We start from the raw sequence: 19,987 nt of genomic DNA, 5'->3' as shown, positions 1-19,987 counted from the left end.
TTTTAAGTCGGTTTTATCCATTACAAAGTAATAAAAACTATTCATTTTTTAAGTCAGAAAAATACAAAATGTTTCTCGAAAATACAGTAAATCATAAAGAACAATTTGGTTGGATCGAAGTCATTTGTGGCTCCATGTTTTCGGGTAAAACCGAAGAATTGATCCGTCGTTTGAAAAGAGCGCAATTTGCCAAGCAAAAAGTAGAAATTTTTAAACCGGCAATCGATACGCGTTATGATGATGAAATGGTGGTGTCGCATGATGCTAACGAAATTCGCTCCACGCCCGTTCCTGCTGCCGCAAATATTGCTATTTTGGCACAGGGTTGCGATGTGGTAGGCATTGATGAAGCACAGTTTTTTGATGATGAAATTGTCAAAATTTGTAATGATTTGGCTAATCAGGGAATCCGGGTAATTGTTGCTGGATTAGATATGGATTTCAAGGGAAATCCTTTTGGTCCTATGCCCGCATTAATGGCCACTGCCGAATATGTGACCAAAGTGCATGCCGTATGTACCCGCACCGGAAATCTGGCGAATTACAGTTTCCGTAAAACTGACAATGACAAGCTCGTCATGTTAGGGGAAACCGAAGAATACGAGCCTTTGAGCCGTGCCGCGTATTATCACGCTATGAAAAAAGATCAGGAGTAGTAAAATATTATTTAGAAGAAACCCTTTCAAAGTTTAAACTTTGAAAGGGTTATTTTATAAAAAAGGGGAAACTTGTTTTAAACAAATTTCCCCTTTTTAGTATTTTTAAATTCTAAATTACATCTTTTTTCTCATTCTAGCTACCGGAATATCAAGTTGTTCTCTGTATTTTGCAATGGTTCTTCTTGCAATTGGATAGCCTTTTTCTTTAAGAATTTCGGCCAATTGATCATCTGGAAGTGGTTTTTTCTTGTCTTCTTCTTCAATGGTGTTCTGAAGAATTTTTTTGATTTCCAATGTCGAAACATCTTCGCCTTGATCATTTTTCATCGCTTCCGAGAAGAATTCTTTAATCAGTTTCGTCCCATAAGGCGTTTCCACATATTTACTGTTGGCTACGCGTGAAATTGTAGAAATATCAAGACCTACCATATCAGCAATATCTTTCAGAATCATCGGTTTCAATTTGGTTTCATCTCCATCGAGGAAATATTCTTCCTGATAATGCATAATCGCATTCATGGTTACAAAAAGCGTTTCCTGACGTTGGCGTATCGCATCGATAAACCATTTAGCTGAATCCAGTTTTTGTTTGATAAACTGCACCGCATCTTTTTGCTGTGCTGATTTATCACGGGAATCCTTATAGGTTTGCATCATTTCCTGATAATCTTTGGAAACGTGCAGGGAAGGAGCATTTCGTCCGTTTAAGGTCAGTTCCAGTTCGCCGTCCACAATTCTGATGGCGAAATCAGGAACCACATTTTCAGTTACTTTGTTGTTTCCGGTAAACGATCCGCCTGGTTTTGGATTCAGTTTTTCTATTTCGTGAATGGCTTTTTTCAGTTGCTCATTCGAAACATTGTATTTTTGTAACAGTTTATCGTAATGTTTTTTGGTAAAAGCATCAAACTGATTTTCGATAATATCAGTAGCTAATTCCACGGATTCTGTTGGTGTTTTGTGTTTTAGTTGCAACAACAGACATTCTTGTAAATCTTGTGCGCCCACGCCTGAAGGTTCCAGTTCATGAATCACCTGCAACATTTTTTCCACCATTTTTTCATCAGTGTAAATGCCTTGGGTAAACGCCATATCGTCTACCATATCAGGAACGCTTCTGCGGATATAACCCATGTCATCAATACTTCCTACCAAAAATTCTGCAATTTCACGCTCTTCATCATTTAGGATGAACGTATTCAACTGATTGATTAAATCCTGGTGGAAACTAACCGGCGCTGCAAAAGGCGTTTCACGATCATCGTCGTCATCGCTGTAATTGTTAGCCTGTGTTTTATAATCCGGTGTTTCGTCGTTGCTTAAATATTCGTCAATATTGATGTCTTCGGCTTCAATTCTGTCTGATTCCGAATCATCATAATCGTCATAATCTTCGTTTTCGAACTCGTCCTTTTCATACTCATCTTCATCTTTTCCGGCTTCCAAAGCTGGATTTTCGTTCATTTCTTCCAATAAACGTTGTTCGAAAGCTTGCGTAGGCAATTGAATTAACTTCATCAGCTGAATTTGCTGTGGAGATAATTTCTGTGATAACTTTAAATTTAAGAATTGCTTTAGCATTTTTATTGTTTAAAAGTTTAAGGTTTAAAGTTTAAGGTTGCTGAACTTTCAACAACCTTAAACTTTAAACTTGAAACAAATTTTTAGAATTCCGCATTCATTGGCGTTCTTGGGAAAGGAATTACGTCACGAATGTTTGTCATTCCTGTTACAAATAATACCAATCTTTCGAACCCAAGTCCAAAGCCAGAGTGAACCGCTGAACCGAATCTTCGAGTATCAAGATACCACCACAATTCTTCTTCATCAATTCCTAAGGCTTTCATTTTTTCAACCAAAACATCAAAACGTTCCTCTCTTTGAGAACCACCTACGATTTCTCCAATTCCTGGAAAAAGGATATCCATGGCACGAACTGTTTTTCCGTCTTCGTTCAAACGCATGTAAAATGCTTTGATATTTGCCGGGTAATCAAACAAGATTACCGGACATTTAAAGTGTTTTTCCACCAAGTAACGCTCGTGTTCTGACTGTAAATCAGCACCCCATTCGTTGATGATATAGTTGAATTTTTTCTTTTTATTTGGCGTACATTCTCTTAAAATGTCAATTGCTTCCGTATAGGAAACTCGTTTGAAATTGTTTTCCAAAACAAAGTTTAATTTGTCTAGCAAAGCCATTTCGCTTCTTTCCGCAACTGGTTTTGATTTCTCTTCGTCCAATAATCGTGTTTCCAAGAATTTCAAATCTTCAGGACATTTGTCCATCGTGTATTTGATTACATATTGAATAAAATCTTCAGCCAAGTCCATATTGTCATTCAAATCATTGAAAGCCACTTCCGGCTCAATCATCCAAAATTCCGCAAGGTGACGCGAAGTATTCGAGTTTTCAGCTCTAAAGGTTGGTCCAAAAGTATAAATCTGACCCAAAGCCATCGCAAAAGTTTCTCCTTCCAGTTGTCCTGAAACCGTTAAGTTCGTTTCTTTCCCGAAGAAATCTTCTTTGTAATTCACTTTTCCGTCTTCGGTTCTTGGCGTTCCGTCAAATGGCAAAGCAGTAACTTTAAACATTTCACCAGCGCCTTCTGCGTCTGATCCTGTTATGATTGGCGTATTCACATACACAAAACCTTTTTCTTGAAAATAACTGTGAACCGCATACGATAATACTGAACGTACTCTCATTATCGCTCCAAACATATTAGTACGAACTCTTAAATGCGCATTTTCACGCAAGAAATCCAAGCTCGGTTTGTTTTTTGGTTGTATCGGGAATTTCTCTGCATCTGAATCTCCAAGGATTTCCAGTTTAGCCACTTGGATTTCAAATTTCTGTCCGGCACCTTTACTTTCTACTAAAGTTCCTGTCACAGATATAGCTGCTCCAGTTGTAATTCTCTTCAAAGTCTCGTCTGGCGTGTTCTCAAAATCGACAACACATTGTATATTATCAATGGTCGAACCATCGTTTAAGGCAATAAATTGATTGTTTCTAAAAGTTCTCACCCATCCTTTTGCATTTACTTCATGAAGCGTCGTGGTACTGTTTAGTAAGTCTTTAACTTTTGTATGTCTCATTTTATGTATATAATTGATATTAAAAATTGTCTCGTGACTGAACTGCAAATATAAATGATTTGTTTGAAAAGTCATTGTAAGAAATAGGGTAATCAGGAGCTATTTCCCGCTATCCGCTATATCTTTGTGTTTTTAAAGAAAAAACACAAAGGATGCCGCTACAAACGCAGTTCACTGAACTCCTATAAAAATAAAAGCAAGGTGAAGTAATCAGGGCTAGGTTGCGGTGAAATTTTAGGTTTTCAAGCAAAATTAGAAGCTGTCCCAATAAAAAACGACACGATGAACAAAAGACTGCAGGGATAAATATTTTAAAAACTTGACAAACCTACTAACAGTTTGTATTTTTGCCCTATGAACGACAATTTTGTAACAGAGTATTTTGGTATTGGGATTCAAAACGGTAAAACTCCTGAGAACTTGGGTGTATTATGGCGCACAGCACAAAATCTTGGTGCAAGTTATATCTTTACCATAGGCAATCGCTACGCGAAGCAGGCTTGCGATACGCATAATGCAGTAAAGTCAATCCCTTATTTTCATTATGAAACTTTCGAAGATTTCTATAAAAATTTACCCAAAGGCGCTCGCCTAGTAGGTGTCGAATTAGATGAAAACGCAACTGATTTAGAAACTTTTGAACATCCAAGACGTTGTGTATATCTGCTAGGTGCTGAGGATAATGGGCTATCGAAAGCTGCTATTGCAAAATGTCATTACCTCGTAAAATTCAAATCCGAAAAAAGTTTGAATGTTTCTGTTGCAGGAAGCATTGTTCTATATGATCGTGGTCTTAACAAACCCAGATCATAAAAAAATTCCCGCTCTGAAAAACGGGAATTTTAGTAATTGATTATAGTTTTTTATTGATTATTGTCCATTTCTAGAATTAAATTAGCAATAAGAGCGGTCCATCCGGTTTGATGCGAAGCGCCTAAACCTTTACCGGTGTCTCCATCAAAAAACTCATAGAAAAAATGCTGGTCCTTAAAATGTTCTTCATTAGAGAAAACATGATTTGAATCATCAGCATGGTACTGGTATTTTCCATTTTCATCTCGTTCAAAAAGTTTGACTAGCCTTTTTGTTAACTCGTTTGCAATTTCGTTTAAGTTAAGTTTATTTGAGGAGCCAGTTGGGAACTCATACAAATAAGTAGGTCCGTAAAAAGTGTAATATTTGCGTAGAGATTGTATGATCATATAATTCAGTGGCATCCAGATAGGTCCACGCCAATTAGAATTTCCGCCAAACATGCCAGACCTGCTTTCGCCAGGTTCGTACTGAATTTTATGATGTCCTTCTCTTCCAAAAACAAAAGGGTTGCCCTTATGATATTTAGAAAGGGATCGAATTCCATAATCCGATAGGAATTCCTTTTCGTCCAGTAAGCGTATTAAAAGATGCTCTAGTCTAAAACCACGCATAATCGAAAATAGAAAATTACCATCTTTATTAGCAGTTTCTAAGTTTGATATTAATGAGGCTAAATCTGGACGAGTTCTTATAATTTCGTTTGCTCTTTTTTGAAAATCTTTCAATTGTTCGAATAGCTCTTTGTGCATAATTTCTACAGCAAACATTGGAATTACGCCTACTAGCGAACGTACTTTCAAGCGTTCTGTGCTGCCATCTGACATTTCAACAACATCGTAATAAAAATTGTCTTGGTCGTCCCACAAGGAAAGATCTTTTTTCCCTATGTGATGCATTGCCCATGCAATATTAAGGAAATGCCTGAAAAACTTAGCTGATATTTCTTCGTAAATTTTATTGGTTTTGGCTAATTCAAGTGACATACGCAACATGTTTAAGGAAAACATGGCCATCCAGCTCGTAGCATCTGCTTGTTGCATTTTTTTGATTCCTTCCGGCATATGGTTGCGATCAAAAACACCAATGTTGTCTAATCCTAGAAAGCCACCTTCAAACAAATCTGTTCCACTGGTGTCTTTTTGATTGACCCACCACGTAAAATTCACGAGGAGTTTCTGGAAAGCAGTTTCTAAAAATTCAGTGTCGGTTTTACCGGTACGTTTTAAGTCTTTTTCATAAACAGTCCATACTGCCCAAGAGTGAACCGGCGGATTCACATCACTAAAATTCCATTCATAAGCGGGAATTTGGCCATTAGGATGCATATAGCTTTCTTGTAATACTAGTAGGAGCTGCTGCTTAGCAAAATAAGGGTCAATTTCAACAAACGAAGCCATGTGAAAAGCAAGATCCCAAGCGGCATACCATGGGTATTCCCATTTATCAGGCATCGAAATTACGTGTCGGTTTGTCAAATGTTTCCAACTGGTATTTCGTTTGTCTGAGCGATTTGGTGGTGTCTCTCCTGGCCCTCCATAAAGCCATTTGAATACATCATAATAATAAAATTGTTTGGTCCACAACAATCCTGAAAAGGCAGCTTTTACAATTTTTTGTTGCTCTTTTGGAATTTCCGCGCTTATTATTTCGCTATAAAATGTTTCACACTCCTTTTTTCTAGCTTCAATAACGGTATCAAAATCAGTAAAAGGATTTTCTAGCGGCACATTACTCAACCGTATTTTTACGCTTTTTTCTTCTCCAGGTTTTAAATCAAACTGATGCCAAATGGCAGCTTTGGTTCCAAATTTTTCTGGGTTTACAGTAGGTTCATCGCTAATTACGTGGTTATTGATTCCATCTTTTACAAAATCATACTCATTGGGAGCATTGTATATGCGCTTGTTGTTGGTTTCGTTTTCACAAAAGAGTTGTTCTCCTTCGAGGTGATAAAAATAATAGGATCCGTTTCGGCTACTAGTAGAAAGGATTGTGTTATTTGCTACAGACTCCATATTTGGTCGGGGATGTCTATCGTTGTGTTTCCAGAAATTACGAAACCATAAATGTGGAAGTACATGAATTGTAGCGGTTGTTGCACCTCTATTGATTACGGTAATTTGCATCAAGATATCATCAACATTTGCTTTTGCATATTCGATAAAACAATCAAAATAAGCATTATCAGTAAAGCTATCCGTATCTAATAATTCAAATTCTGTTTCTTCCCGACTGCGTTGATTTTTTACAATTAAATCCTCGTAAGGAAACTCGTTTTGAGGATATTTATAAAGGTATTTGTTATAGGAGTGAGATGGTGTTGAAACTTGATGGAAGTACAGTTCTTTTACATCTTCTCCATGATTACCTTGATTATTGGTTAAACCAAATAAACGTTCTTTGAGTATAGGATCTTTTCCGTTCCAAAAGGCAGGAGCCAAGCATAGTATTTCACGAGAATCACAAAAACCTCCAATTCCTTCTTCGCCCCATCTATAGGCGTTACTTCGAGCTCTATCGTGGTTTATGAATTCCCAAGCATCGCCATTTTGGCTGTAGTCTTCACGAACAGTTCCCCATTGTCTTTCGGCTAAGTACGGCCCCCATTTTTTCCAATTTCTGTAATTATCAGAAACGGCTAATTTTTGTTCCTCAGAAATGTGGTGCGTCATATTTTGCAGTCTTAGTATTATTTTGAACTTAAAAAAACATAACTGTTGCTATTATACAAATAGCACAGGAGTTTTTTACTCTATTATAAGTTTTCGGTTCTTCTATGCTTGTAAAAATAAGTTATATTTTTTAGTAGTACGAAATCAGCGGTTTACTATTGTTTAATTACCTACCAATGGCAACTTTCTTTAAATATCTCGTAAATTTTGAGGTCTTAATTTATCAATTTTTGTAGAAAATAAAATAAAATCACCCTAATTTGATTACCTAGATATTCATTAAGAGTAAGTAGAAAACGTTTTTGTTTTTTGTGAAAAACAGAAAAATTGTCATATCTTCAAGCTTCGGGCGGAGAAATAGATCTTAATTATCCAATTTTTTCTTTTCTAAATCGTCAATTTCGGCATCACTTGGTTCGATGATGTCAATTTTTGGTTCTATAAAATCCTGTTCGTTGGCTAGTGTTTTATTCAAGGTTAGTACCAAAGCTGGTAGTAACATCAAATTTGATAGCATTCCGAACAATAATGTCAACGAAATCAATCCTCCAAGGGCAATAGTCCCACCAAAACTAGACAACATAAACACCGAAAATCCAAAGAACAATACGATAGAAGTATAGAACATGCTCAAGCCCGCATCTGTAAATGTGGCGTAAACCGATTTGCGGATTTTCCAGTTATTTTTCTTTAATTCCTCACGGTATTGGGAAAGGAATCTCACAGTATCATCTACCGAAAGTCCAAACGCAATTCCGAAAACTAATATCGTCGACGGTTTCAACGGAATATCTAAAAAGCCCATAATTCCTGCTGTTAGCATTAACGGCAGTAAATTTGGAATGATGGAAACCAAAACCATTTTGAACGAACGGAACATAAAACCAATCAAAAGCGCAGTCAAGAAAAAGGCAAATGCCAGCGACGAAAGTAAATTGTCCAGAAGGTATCCGGTTCCTTTTTGAAAAACCAAAGCTTTTCCGGTGATCGTGACTTTATATTGATCTGGCGGGAAAATTTTATCAGCTTTCTTTCGAATTTCGGCTTCAATTTTGGCAATATTATCGCCGTTTTCATCGCGCATGAAAGTCGTGATTCGGGCAAATTGTCCCGTGGAATCTACGTAGCTTTTCATCAGATTGTCTTTCGAGTTTTTGGTGGCATTTTTAGCATACGACAAAATAAACGACTGTTCTTGTGAACTTGGTAAATCGTAATATTCGGGGTTTCCGTTGTAATACGCCTGTTTCGAATATTTCACCAAATTCACAATCGAAATAGGCTTTGATAATTCCGGGATTTCGTCAATGGTTTCTTCCAGTTCGTCCATTCGCCTAAGCGTAGACAATTTCATGACTCCTTTTTTACGTTTGGTGTCAATCATAATTTCGAGTGGCATAACACCATCAAATTCTTTTTCGAAGAAAACAATGTCTTCAAAAAACGCTTCTTTTTTAGGCATGTCTTCAATCAAACTGCCGGAAATTCGCATTTCATATATCCCGATAATGCTAATTACTAAAAGAAGAATTGCAACTACATAAATTGAAAAGCGATTGTATTTTACATTTCGCAGAATCCAATCCATGAAAACCTTTACGTAATTGCGGTCCAAGTGTTCAATATGACGTTCTTTTGGAGCGGGAATATAACTGTGGAAAATAGGGATGACAATGATGCACAAAAAGAAAAGTGCCATAATATTGATGGAAGTCACCACACCAAATTCTAATAATAATTGATTATTTGACGCCACAAACGTAGCAAAACCGATGGCTGTAGTTAGATTCGTCATTAAGGTAGCCATTCCCACTTTGGTGGTGACACGCTGTAATGCTTTGGCTTTGTTGTGGTGAATTTTATATTCCTGATGGTATTTATTGGTCAGGAAAATACAATTCGGAATCCCAATAACAATTATTAAAGAAGGAACTAAAGCTGTTAAAACCGTGATTTCGTAATTCAATAAGCCTAAAAATCCAAAAGACCACATCACGCCAATAATAACAATAATCAATGATATTAACGTCGCTCTAAAGCTTCTAAAAAAGAAAAAGAAAAGCAGTGAAGTAACTAATAATGAAGCTCCAATAAAGATGCTAATTTCATCAGTAATGGTTTTTGCATTCAGCGTTCGGATATACGGCATTCCTGAGACACGCAGGTCGATTCCGGTTTCTTTTTCGAATGTTTCAACCGCGGGAACTAATTTTTCAAGGACAAAATCTTTTCGGGCTGCCGTGTTTACAATTTTCTTATCCATGTAAACGGCTGAGCGTATGCTGCCAGATCTTTTATTGAATAGTAATCCTTCGTAAAAAGGCAAATCATTAAAAAGTTCTTTTTTTATTTTCTGAAGATACTCGGGGTCAACGGTTTTGCTTTGGTCCACGAAGGGAACCAGTTCAAAGGTTTCCAGCGAATCATTTTTTTGTAATTTCTTTAAGTCATTTAACGAAACTACTAAATCAACCGCTTTGTCTCCTTTCAGTGTATTCATCATTTTACTCCAAGAAGCATAGGCCTTTGGGGTGAATATGGCGTCGTCTTTTACACCGATGATGACCAGATTTCCTTCTTCACCAAATTTATTCAAAAAGGCGTTGTATTCGATATTTACAATATTATCATCCGGTAATAAATTGGCTTCGGTAAAAGTGAAGTGGATATTTTTCCATTGCAGTGCTAAAAGCCCAGTTATCACAACAATAATGGATAACATTAAAATTCTATTTCTAAGGACAATTCGGGCAATTAATTCCCAAAATCCTAAACTAAACCACTTGATCATATTTCCTATTTAACGGCAGTAAAGGTAGTTAAAACCGCTATAAATCATTTGTTTTAACGGAAACTTTTTAGATGTAAATGCCAATATTAACGCAACTTTATTTTATTTGTAATTAAATATTTTTTTGAGATATAATTAATACATTTGAATTCTCATCGTCATGGTTGACAGTTGAGAATGCTTACATAAAATAGTATATGAAGAATTATAAAAACACAGTTTTTTATTTGGTGATAACAGGCGGTTTTACTGCTTTGATGTATTGGATTATAACCCAAGGGAAACGTTTAGAAGTGGCAGAAACAATAGTTACACCTGAAAGCGGAAAGGGTTCTTGGGGCGATTTTCTAACTTCGATGCAACACAATTTTCAAGATCCTTTGGCTATTCTTTTGGCCCAAATTATAACCATAATACTTGTTGCCCGTGTTTTTGGATGGATTTTCAAGAAAATTGGTCAGCCCTCCGTAATTGGGGAAATTATTGCTGGAATTGTCCTCGGGCCGTCTTTATTGGGATTGTATTTTCCGGAATTTTCTCTAGCTTTATTTCCCGTTGAGTCCTTAGGGAATTTAAAATTTTTAAGTCAGATAGGATTAATCCTTTTTATGTTCGTCATCGGAATGGAACTCGATTTGAAAGTATTGAAAAATAAAGCTAATGAAGCTGTGGTCATCAGTCATGCGAGTATCGTAATTCCATTTGCTCTCGGAATAGGACTAGCATATTTTGTGTACAATCGATTTGCTCCTGAAGGTGTTAAATTCCTTTCCTTTAGTTTGTTTATGGGAATTGCGTTGAGTATCACCGCATTTCCGGTTTTGGCCAGAATCGTGCAGGAACGAGGAATTCATAAAACGAAACTGGGTGCGATTGTCATTACTTGTGCTGCTGCCGATGATATTACGGCTTGGTGTATTTTGGCGGTGGTAATTGCCATTGTCAAAGCAGGAACTTTCGTTAGTTCTTTATACATCATTATGTTGGCAGTGCTTTATGTTATAGCCATGATTTATATTGTAAAGCCATTTCTAAAGCGAATTGGAGATTTATATGGTTCAAAAGACACTATTATCAAACCGGTTGTGGCTATCTTTTTTCTGGTGCTTATTATTTCGTCTTATGCTACCGAAGTGATTGGGATTCATGCCTTATTTGGAGCGTTTATGGCGGGAGCAATTATGCCTGATGTTCCAAAATTCAGAACCATATTCATAGAAAAAGTAGAGGATGTGGCGTTGATACTTTTACTGCCTTTATTCTTCGTATTCACGGGTTTGAAAACAGAAATTGGCCTTCTAAACGATCCGTATTTATGGAAAGTTACTGGTTTTATTATTTTGGTAGCTGTAGTTGGGAAATTTTTAGGAAGTGCCTTGGCAGCTAAATTTGTTGGTCAGAGTTGGCGTGACAGTTTAACAATTGGCGCTTTGATGAACACTAGAGGTTTGATGGAATTGATTGTGTTGAACATTGGTTTAGAGCTTAAAGTTTTGACTCCAGAAGTGTTTACAATGATGGTAATTATGGCGCTTGTTACTACTTTTATGACCGGACCGGCGTTGGATTTAATCAATTACATCTTCAAAACGAAAGATGGAGTTGAAGTTTTGGAACCAACAAACCATAATAAATACCGAATTTTAATTTCATTTGGTAATAATGAAAAAGGAAAATCCTTATTGCGATTAGCCAATAGTTTGATGAAAAAACAGAAAAGCACCTCCAGTATTACCGTGATGCATTTGTCTTTGAGTGATGAGGTGCATACTTTTAATTTGGAAGACAAAGAAAAAAATAGTTTTTATCCTATTGTTGAAGAATCCCAATTGTTAAAACAGGATATTACCACCATTTTTAAAGCAACGATGGATATTGAAACTGAGATTGCTGATGTCGCCAATCAAGGCGATTATGATTTGTTACTGATAGGTTTAGGAAAATCAATATTTGAAGGTACCATTCTTGGAAAAGTAATCGGTTTTACAACCAGAATAATCAATCCGGATCGTTTGATTGATAAGTTTACAGGAAAAGAAGGCTTGTTTGAAAACTCTCCTTTTGACGAAAGAACCAGACAGATTATTTCTAAAACCAAAATGCCAATTGGGATTTTGATTGATAAAGATTTACAGCACGTTAACCATGTTTTTATCCCTATTTTCACTCCCGAAGATTCTTTTGTGATTGATTATATTCAGAAATTAGTATACAATAATAACTCTAAAATTGTCCTTTTGGATGTAAATGGACATCTTACGACTAATTTTGTAATGAATAGTGCTATTGATTCTTTGGAACAAAAATATCCAAATAATATAGTTTTGATAACCGATAAAATAATTAAAGAGGAATTTTTGGCGCAGCAGGATTTAATGCTGATTAGTCTCGAAAGTTGGAAAGAACTAGTTGATTCCCGCAGTGATTGGTTGAGTGGAGTTCCTTCGGTGTTAATTTTAAAACAGTAATATGAATTGGATTTTATTGATTATTGGCGGTCTTTTTGAAGTGGGTTTCGCTACTTGTTTAGGCAAAGCCAAAGAAACTTCAGGAACGACATCAGCATTATGGTTGGGTGGATTTTTGGTTTGCTTGACAATAAGTATGGTTTTGCTTTATAAAGCCACACAAACATTGCCTATTGGAACGGCCTATGCCGTTTGGACTGGAATTGGAGCAGTGGGTACAGTTCTTGTTGGAATTTTTGTGTTTAAAGAACCGGCTGATTTTTGGCGCATATTTTTCATCACCACTTTAATCAGCTCTATTATTGGACTGAAATTCGTTTCGAGTCATTAAATACGAAAAAATGATTTTTGCTTCCTAAAGCATTTTAAACATAAAATATGAATCAAGTTCAAGAAAACAATGGTATGGTTTATATGTTTCTAACGGTTATTCTGTTGCTGATAGTCGTGCTTTGTTATCTTGTATATCGATTAATCCAATCGGGAAAGGCGAAAGAAAAAGCAGAGGAAAAGTTTCATTTTCTGGAAATGAAAGTCAATAATTTGCAGTTGGAAACCTTAGAATCCAAACTAAATCCACATCTTTTTAAAAATATTCTCAATTCAATTCAGTCACATGCCTACCAAACCTATTTTGCGTTGGATAAACTGGCGAATGTGCTGGATTACATTTTATATGAAAGCCAAAAAAAGTTTGTTTCTCCAAAAGAAGAAATCGAGTTTGCGCTGAACCTGATAGAAATCAATAAAATTAAAGTTAGTCCACTATTTGAATTGAAAGTAAAAACTAAAATCAATGAAGGCGAAATGCTTTATGAACAGCGACTTTTGGCGCCTTTGATTTCGATAGATTTAATAGAAAATGCCTTTAAACATGCTGATTTGCAAAGTGCCGATGCTTTTATTTCGGTTTTATTTGAATTCAAAGAGAACTGTTTTTATTTGACGGTTTCTAACAAAATATCAGATAAAAAAGCATTAAAAAAAGAACGAAGCGGTATAGGAGCAAACACATTGGAACAACGTTTGAAAATTATCTATAAAAATCAGTTTAAACTGGATAAATTTGTCGAAAACGACATTTATATTGCGCACTTAAAAATCAATCTTCTTGAATACAAAACTCAAATGCTTGCTGCTGGACGATGAATTGCCGGGATTGACGTACCTGAAAATGCTGTGTGAGCAAATTCCGGAACTAGAAATCGTAAAAGCATTCAATAACCCTGAAACATTATTGGCAGAACTTCCGGAACTCGATTTTGATTTGTGTATTTCAGATATCGAAATGCCGGGAATAGACGGGTTGACTCTTGCGAGTTTATTGCAAAACAAATTGGTTATTTTTACTACTGCATACAAGGATTACGCTGCCGAAGCATTTGATATAAACGCTGTCGATTATATTACAAAGCCGGTTACAAAAGAGCGTTTGCAAAAAGCTGTTGCAAAGGCTTTGGAGCGGTTCAATACAGTTGCATCCGCAAAGAAATTTATTCATTTGAACACCGATAAAGGGAAGGCTTTGTTGTATTTTAACCAAATTCAATACATTAAAACCGCCGTGGTTGACAGCAGAGACAAAGAAGTATTTCTGGTTGATGGCAGTTCTCTGATTTTAAAAAACATAAATTTTGATTCGCTTTTAAGCCAACTTCCTAATGTTGATTTTTGCAGGGTAAATAAAAAAGAAATCATCGCAATAACAGCGGTGAAATTTTTCAACCACAATGAAATCACACTCAGTCATCAGGAAAAGGATGGGAAATTCACGATATTAATTTTGAGCGAAACCTATTGTTCTGATTTTTTGATAAAAGTGAAAATCTAACTTGTTACAAAGTTTTCCAATCTTGTTACATTCAACGAAAATTAGCGTGTGTTTCTCTTTATTTCCAAAAAATCACTTCCCATATTTGCATCGTAAAGCATTGATAATTTTAAAAAAGATTACATGAGAAGTATTAAAAATTCGTTTTTTTATTTGATAATTATAGGAGTATCTTCTGCCCTAATGTATTGGATTATTCTGAAAGGGAAAATGTTGGAAATTGGTCAAAATATTGTTCCTCACCAAAAAGAAAACGGACATTGGAATGATTTTATAACGGCTATGAGCCACAATTTGCAACACCCTTTGGCCATTCTTTTGGCGCAAATTGTCACTATTATTTTAGTAGCTCGATTTTTTGGATGGGTTTGCAGGAGAATTGGGCAGCCAACCGTAATTGGGGAAATGATAGCGGGGATTGTTTTGGGTCCTTCTTTAATCGGGATGTATTTCCCTGAATTTTCAGCAATGTTGTTTCCAAAAGATTCGTTAGGCAATTTGCAGTTTTTGAGCCAAATTGGGTTAATTCTTTTCATGTTTGTTATTGGAATGGAACTCGATTTAAAAGTGCTTAAAAATAAAGCGCATGATGCTGTGGTTATTAGTCATGCCAGTATTATTATTCCGTTTACCTTAGGTTTAGGACTTGCTTATTTTATATACCATTCTTTTGCACCTCCTGGTGTGGAGTTTCTTTCTTTCGGATTGTTCTTGGGAATTGCGATGAGTATTACGGCTTTTCCGGTTTTGGCGGGGATAGTTAGGGAGCGCGGAATTCATAAAACTAAATTAGGAGCAATTGTAATTACCTGTGCCGCCGCCGATGATATTACAGCTTGGTGTATTCTGGCAGCAGTAATTGCTATTGTAAAAGCAGGTTCATTCAACAGTTCGTTGTATGTTATTGCATTGGCAGTGTTTTATGTGATTCTGATGCTAAAATTGGTTCGGCCTTTCCTAAAAAGAGTTGGCGATTTGAATGCTACAAAAGAAAGTCTCAACAAACCGGTTGTGGCTATTTTCTTTTTGACATTATTATTGTCTTCTTATGTGTCTGAATTAATTGGGATTCATGCCTTATTTGGCGCATTTTTGGCTGGAGCAATTATGCCGGAAAATAATAAATTCCGTACTATTTTTATCGAAAAGGTTGAAGATGTTTCAGTGGTGATTTTGCTTCCTTTGTTCTTTGTTTTTACGGGTTTAAGAACTCAAATCGGATTGATTGATGATCCACATTTATGGAAAATTACCGGTTTGATTATTCTCGTTGCTGTAATCGGTAAGTTTTTTGGTAGCGCACTTGCTGCAAAGTTCGTAGGACACAACTGGAAAGACAGTCTGTCCATTGGAACACTTATGAATACAAGAGGTTTAATGGAATTGGTGGTGCTGAATATTGGATACGATTTAGGGGTTTTGTCCACCGAAATTTTCACCATGATGGTTATTATGGCATTGGCGACGACGTTTATGACGGGTCCGGCTTTGGATTTAATCAATTATATTTTCAAAAATAAAGACAGTATTGTCCCGGAAGAAATTAGTAATAAAAGTAAGTATAAGGTGCTGATTTCTTTTTCGACTCCCGAAAGAGGAAAAACACTATTGAAAGTTGCTAATAGTTTTGTCAAAAAACAAAGTGGCAATACGGTGGTTACTGCAATGCATTTATCATTAAGTTCAGAGATGCATTCCTTTGACATCAAAGATTACGAAAGAGAAACATTTTTGCCGGTTATCTCCGAATCGGAAAATTTGAATCAAAAAATAATAACCCTTTTTAAAGCCTCAAATGATATTGATTCTGATATCACGGATACTGCCAACCACGGGGAATATGACTTGTTGCTGGTAGGTTTGGGACAATCTATTTTCGAAGGAACGTTGCTGGGGAAAGTGCTTGGTTTTACAACCAGAATTATTAATCCGGATCGCTTGATTGATAAATTCACCGGAAAAGAAGGGTTGTTTGAAAACTCTCCTTTTGATGAAAGAACAAGACAGATTATTGCTAAAAGTAAAATGCCTGTCGGAATTCTTGTCGACAAAAAATTGGAGGAAATCAATCGGGTTTTTATACCTATTTTCAGTGATGATGATGCTTTTTTGATTCAATTTGCCCAAAAATTAATTCATAATAATGGTTCACAAATTACGGTTTTGGATGTCATTGGACAAAAACGGAACAGCAGGGAAATCCAAGAAGCCATTCGTTCTATAGAGCAAATAGCGCCAAACCATATTATGATTATGCAGGAAAGAACAATTAAAAAAAAGTTTTTAGAAAATCAGGATTTGATGATTATTAGTTTAGCCAGTTGGAAAAAACTGATTGATTCTCAAAGTATTTGGCTTAACAATACGCCGTCAGTATTGATTATTAAACCATAAGTATAGTTAATAAAAAGCGCTACTTTTTCTGAAATTGTAGTGCTTTTTAAATTCCTAAATTAAGAACGAAACTTATTTTTACCGCTATGTTATCTTGAAATTTACTCAGTTGATTGGGTCCGTAACGGTAAAATCCGCCTAATCCCAATCCATTGTAAATTTGGTTCAGTTCTATTCCAGATTCGAAATAACCTTTGTTCAAGGTTTTGTAATCCAATCCAACATGTTGTTCGGGTTTTTGTAAATTTCCCCAAGCCATTCTTGAAACAAGAACTAAGGAAGGTTTTACTTTTTTTAATAATGTTACCCGGTTAAAGCCATGTTTGAATTGAAAATAAGCATATTGACTGGAGAAAAATTCATTAAAAAACATAGTTTCAAAACTGTTTTTTCCTGCAAAAGTAATTCTCTGCATAATAGTTTCTTTGGTAATATTATTTGGAGAAGTATTGTACAAATGTGTCAGCGGCACATCGCCAAGAGCATAACCGGCTTCAAAAAGTAAGCTTGTTTTTTGACCGTTTAAATATTTTTTTTCATACTCTGTTTTGAAATCGAATTTGCTGAACTCAAAATCATTTTGCATAACCTTAGGCAGGGCTTGTGTGTATTGAAAAGTGAATTTTGGGAAGCGTTTTTCTACTTCAATTCGTCCCGTAGGCGTTTGCATGTAATCGCTGAATGGATTCCAACGCAGAGAAACCATCGCGGTGGTCATGACATAGCTCGTATATAATTTCTCGTTTAGGTTGTATATGTAATTGAATTTAGGTTCTATTGCGGCACGGGAAAGTTCCCAGAAGCTTTCTGTTTTTGGAATAATTTTGGTTTCTATAAATGTTTTCCAACTCACATAATTGTAAAATGTACTGATATTTATAGGTCTTGGACTATAGATTTTGAATGCTTTTTTATCAATTGTAAACACAGTGCTTGCAATTTCCCGAACATCATCAGTATAGGAAACGCCAATCCACGAATTAGAAAATTTACCTACACGAGTTGCCATTCCTAAATTATATTTGAAATTACCATCCTTTGTTCCATAAGCGGTGTAGCCTTCGATTCTGAATTTTCTTGAAAATTGTTCATTAGTGACTCCGCCAATTCCCAATCTAAATCCTTCGTAATTATTATAACTAAATAATTTACGTAAGTCTAAATCGAATTTCCCAATAGGTAAGTATCCATTAATGATTTTTCGTCCAAAACGGATGCGGCTTTCAATTCGTTTTTTAACTGAAATACTGTCCAGAGCCAAATACGTTTTTTGGCTTCGGCTGTCTAAACTGTCTTTTCTGTAGGTGTTCCAAAAACCTTCTGGTTTGTTAATTGCATCGTCTTTGATTTCGATATAAATCGCCGATTTTTTAATTTGTATTGGAGTATTATACTGAATTTCAAAATTATTCGTGTGCGAAAGTAAGTAGGTGAAATCTGAGGCAACCTTTTTTCTTTCTTTAAAATCTTGTTCTACATCGCCATCAAATTGGATCGTTCCGCCAAGGATTTTTATATCGTCATCATTCTTGCCTTTTACAATTTTAAACGTTTTGTCCGTTGGGAACCATAGTTTTTCACTTGGAATGTACTTAAAATCATGAATTCCGCTAATGTCAAGAACGCCTTTTATGCGCATTACCGCTTTGGCGACAGCAAAGTTATTTTGGTCAATATAAAGTACGCCTTCCAGTCCTGATGCTTTTCTTTTTTTCTTGTTTTTAAAGTAAATCATATAGGTATTTCTACCGTCAATGAGGAGTGAATCCAAGAGTTTGTAGTTGTAATCGTTTAGCGCATCATTTGCAATTGGACTATTGTATTTGGTTTCAAAAAGCTCGTAGCTGGAATCGTAAATAGAGAAAGACTGCAAGTTAAAAGCAATGATTTCATAAACAGGTTGTTTGAAACCCGCCATTTTGGTGGCTAATATTGTTTCTTTTAATGTACTATTTGCAAATTGATATTGTGATACTTTCTCGGTTTGAAACAGATGTTGTTTACTAATGATGTCTTTAAATTTATAATCAGACGAGTCAATTTTTGAGAATTGTTTTCCAAAAGACTTTTGTACAAAAACAGAATCGATTCTTCCGTCAATAGAGTCAGGATTTGCGGTTACAATGAGTTTATTATAAGATTTAAACTCAAAACTGCGGAGCTTTTTTTGTGGATTATTATTGTCTTTGTTTTCGATTGTCTTTCTGATAATTGCCAAAGCTGGGTTTTCATTTGAAATTTTCACTTCATTCAAATTATCCGTTTTTTGGGAAAGAACAACCACATAATAATTTTTGTTTTTTTCGATGGCAATCCTAGCTTTGGTAAAACCAATATACGAAATATCAAAAGCTGTAAAGGGAATTGGAGCTACAATACTAAACTTCCCATCGACATCGGAAATGGAATTTAGACCGTTACTTGTGGCAATCGTGGCAAACGGCAACGGTTTGTTGGTAGTAGATTCTTTTACAATTCCATTGACCTGAAATTGCGCCTGTAGCGTAAGCGTTAAAAAAAAGAATAACAAACACAATTGCTTCATAAATAGGGTTTACTACAAAACGGGTATAATCTCATTTTGGTATTGCAAAAATAACAATAAAAAAATCCGTCTCGTTAAACTAACGAGACGGATTTTTAATATAGTTTGAAAGGAAATTACACCTTCATAATTTCAGCTTCTTTCACTACTAAAAGTTCATCAATTTTACGAATAAACGTATTAGTTAAGTTTTGAACTTCTTCTTCTGCACTTTTACAAATGTCTTCGGAAGTTCCTTCTTTTTCTAATTTTTTAATATCTGTATTTGCATCTTTTCTTGCATTTCGAATTCCAACTTTAGCATCTTCGGCTTCCACTTTGGCTTGCTTAGCAAGATCGCGTCTTCTTTCTTCAGTTAATGCGGGAACGCTAATGATAATTACATCACCGTTATTCATTGGATTAAAACCAATGTTGGCAACCATAATTGCTTTTTCAATTACTTGCAGCATATTTTTTTCAAAAGGTTGCAATGTAATAGTTCTGGCATCCGGAACACTAATTTTTGATACTTGTGAAAGTGGTGTAGCAGATCCGTAATAATCTACAAAAACACTTCCAAGCATAGCTGGAGATGCTTTCCCTGCACGAATATTCAAAAATTCTTTTTCTAAATGCGCAATAGAACCTGTCATAGATTCTTTAGTACTATCTAATATAAATTCAATTTCTTCAGTCATAATTTAGATCTTTGGATTTTTAGATTTTTA

Annotated in this window: 13 protein-coding genes; 7 read left to right on the top strand and 6 right to left on the bottom strand. The window is 35.6% G+C overall.

Going from position 1 to position 19,987, the window contains the following annotated elements; all coding sequences use genetic code 11:
- The first annotated feature begins 68 nt into the window (after nt 1-68).
- A complete protein-coding gene (locus tag ACXX80_RS04030; RefSeq protein ID WP_315209505.1) occupies nt 69-656 on the top strand; it encodes a thymidine kinase in 588 nt (195 codons plus the stop codon).
- A 117-nt stretch (nt 657-773) separates the two neighbouring features.
- Here the strand turns inward: ACXX80_RS04030 and rpoN are convergent, their stop codons facing one another.
- Both rpoN and asnS read right to left on the bottom strand, forming a co-directional pair.
- Nucleotides 774-2,240: an RNA polymerase factor sigma-54 gene (gene rpoN / locus ACXX80_RS04025; RefSeq protein WP_458552121.1), complete on the bottom strand. Its 1,467-nt coding sequence runs from the start codon at nt 2,238-2,240 to the stop codon at nt 774-776.
- An 83-nt stretch (nt 2,241-2,323) separates the two neighbouring features.
- A complete protein-coding gene (gene asnS, locus ACXX80_RS04020) occupies nt 2,324-3,760 on the bottom strand; it encodes an asparagine--tRNA ligase (RefSeq protein WP_113634125.1) in 1,437 nt (478 codons plus the stop codon).
- A gap of 354 nt (nt 3,761-4,114) precedes the next feature.
- Here asnS and ACXX80_RS04015 point away from each other — a divergent pair, with 354 nt between their 5' ends.
- Nucleotides 4,115-4,573 (top strand): RNA methyltransferase, encoded by a 459-nt coding sequence (locus ACXX80_RS04015; RefSeq protein WP_113634124.1) that lies wholly within the window; start codon nt 4,115-4,117, stop codon nt 4,571-4,573.
- 50 nt (nt 4,574-4,623) lie between these two features.
- Here ACXX80_RS04015 and ACXX80_RS04010 read toward each other — a convergent pair whose 3' ends face one another.
- Both ACXX80_RS04010 and ACXX80_RS04005 read right to left on the bottom strand, forming a co-directional pair.
- Nucleotides 4,624-7,248 carry an MGH1-like glycoside hydrolase domain-containing protein gene (locus ACXX80_RS04010; protein WP_458552120.1) on the bottom strand — a complete coding sequence of 875 codons (2,625 nt, stop codon included), beginning with the start codon at nt 7,246-7,248 and terminating at the stop codon, nt 4,624-4,626.
- A gap of 364 nt (nt 7,249-7,612) precedes the next feature.
- Nucleotides 7,613-10,039 carry an efflux RND transporter permease subunit gene (locus ACXX80_RS04005; protein WP_458552119.1) on the bottom strand — a complete coding sequence of 809 codons (2,427 nt, stop codon included), beginning with the start codon at nt 10,037-10,039 and terminating at the stop codon, nt 7,613-7,615.
- 197 nt (nt 10,040-10,236) lie between these two features.
- On the opposite strand from ACXX80_RS04005, the gene ACXX80_RS04000 reads away from it, so the two are divergent.
- The 5 genes from ACXX80_RS04000 (at nt 10,237) to ACXX80_RS03980 (ending at nt 16,732) form a co-directional block, all read left to right on the top strand.
- The gene (locus ACXX80_RS04000; protein WP_458552118.1) at nt 10,237-12,507 is read left to right on the top strand and encodes a cation:proton antiporter; all 2,271 of its coding nucleotides are present in this window, start codon (nt 10,237-10,239) and stop codon (nt 12,505-12,507) included.
- A gap of 1 nt (nt 12,508) precedes the next feature.
- Nucleotides 12,509-12,838, top strand: a complete 330-nt coding sequence (locus tag ACXX80_RS03995) for a DMT family transporter (protein WP_417990602.1) — start codon at nt 12,509-12,511, stop codon at nt 12,836-12,838.
- Nucleotides 12,839-12,912: 74 nt separating this feature from the next.
- Nucleotides 12,913-13,656 carry a sensor histidine kinase gene (locus ACXX80_RS03990; protein ID WP_458554072.1) on the top strand — a complete coding sequence of 248 codons (744 nt, stop codon included), beginning with the start codon at nt 12,913-12,915 and terminating at the stop codon, nt 13,654-13,656.
- Complete coding sequence (locus ACXX80_RS03985; RefSeq protein ID WP_458552117.1) at nt 13,619-14,338, top strand: LytR/AlgR family response regulator transcription factor; 720 nt, start codon at nt 13,619-13,621, stop codon at nt 14,336-14,338. The genes ACXX80_RS03990 and ACXX80_RS03985 overlap by 38 nt, the downstream gene beginning before the upstream one ends.
- A gap of 123 nt (nt 14,339-14,461) precedes the next feature.
- On the top strand, nt 14,462-16,732 hold the full coding sequence (locus ACXX80_RS03980) for a cation:proton antiporter (RefSeq protein WP_458552116.1): 2,271 nt from the start codon (nt 14,462-14,464) through the stop codon (nt 16,730-16,732).
- 46 nt (nt 16,733-16,778) lie between these two features.
- Here the strand turns inward: ACXX80_RS03980 and ACXX80_RS03975 are convergent, their stop codons facing one another.
- On the bottom strand, nt 16,779-19,277 hold the full coding sequence (locus ACXX80_RS03975) for a DUF5686 family protein (RefSeq protein WP_458552115.1): 2,499 nt from the start codon (nt 19,275-19,277) through the stop codon (nt 16,779-16,781).
- 116 nt (nt 19,278-19,393) lie between these two features.
- Nucleotides 19,394-19,957, bottom strand: coding sequence for a ribosome recycling factor (gene frr, locus ACXX80_RS03970; RefSeq protein ID WP_113634119.1), 564 nt, complete (start codon nt 19,955-19,957; stop codon nt 19,394-19,396).
- Nucleotides 19,958-19,987: the final 30 nt, after the last annotated feature.

It is taken from the genome of Flavobacterium sp. GNP002 (assembly GCF_054343795.1).
This window is presented reverse-complemented; position numbering and strand designations above follow the sequence as displayed.

What these genes read in the sequence shown, in the direction of transcription:
- ACXX80_RS04030 (WP_315209505.1), top strand. Translation starts at nt 69, where the DNA reads ATGTTTCTCGAAAATACAGTAAATCATAAAGAACAATTTGGTTGGATC.
- rpoN (WP_458552121.1), bottom strand. Translation starts at nt 2,240, where the DNA reads ATGCTAAAGCAATTCTTAAATTTAAAGTTATCACAGAAATTATCTCCA.
- asnS (WP_113634125.1), bottom strand. Translation starts at nt 3,760, where the DNA reads ATGAGACATACAAAAGTTAAAGACTTACTAAACAGTACCACGACGCTT.
- ACXX80_RS04015 (WP_113634124.1), top strand. Translation starts at nt 4,115, where the DNA reads ATGAACGACAATTTTGTAACAGAGTATTTTGGTATTGGGATTCAAAAC.
- ACXX80_RS04010 (WP_458552120.1), bottom strand. Translation starts at nt 7,248, where the DNA reads ATGACGCACCACATTTCTGAGGAACAAAAATTAGCCGTTTCTGATAAT.
- ACXX80_RS04005 (WP_458552119.1), bottom strand. Translation starts at nt 10,039, where the DNA reads ATGATCAAGTGGTTTAGTTTAGGATTTTGGGAATTAATTGCCCGAATT.
- ACXX80_RS04000 (WP_458552118.1), top strand. Translation starts at nt 10,237, where the DNA reads ATGAAGAATTATAAAAACACAGTTTTTTATTTGGTGATAACAGGCGGT.
- ACXX80_RS03995 (WP_417990602.1), top strand. Translation starts at nt 12,509, where the DNA reads ATGAATTGGATTTTATTGATTATTGGCGGTCTTTTTGAAGTGGGTTTC.
- ACXX80_RS03990 (WP_458554072.1), top strand. Translation starts at nt 12,913, where the DNA reads ATGGTTTATATGTTTCTAACGGTTATTCTGTTGCTGATAGTCGTGCTT.
- ACXX80_RS03980 (WP_458552116.1), top strand. Translation starts at nt 14,462, where the DNA reads ATGAGAAGTATTAAAAATTCGTTTTTTTATTTGATAATTATAGGAGTA.
- ACXX80_RS03975 (WP_458552115.1), bottom strand. Translation starts at nt 19,277, where the DNA reads ATGAAGCAATTGTGTTTGTTATTCTTTTTTTTAACGCTTACGCTACAG.
- frr (WP_113634119.1), bottom strand. Translation starts at nt 19,957, where the DNA reads ATGACTGAAGAAATTGAATTTATATTAGATAGTACTAAAGAATCTATG.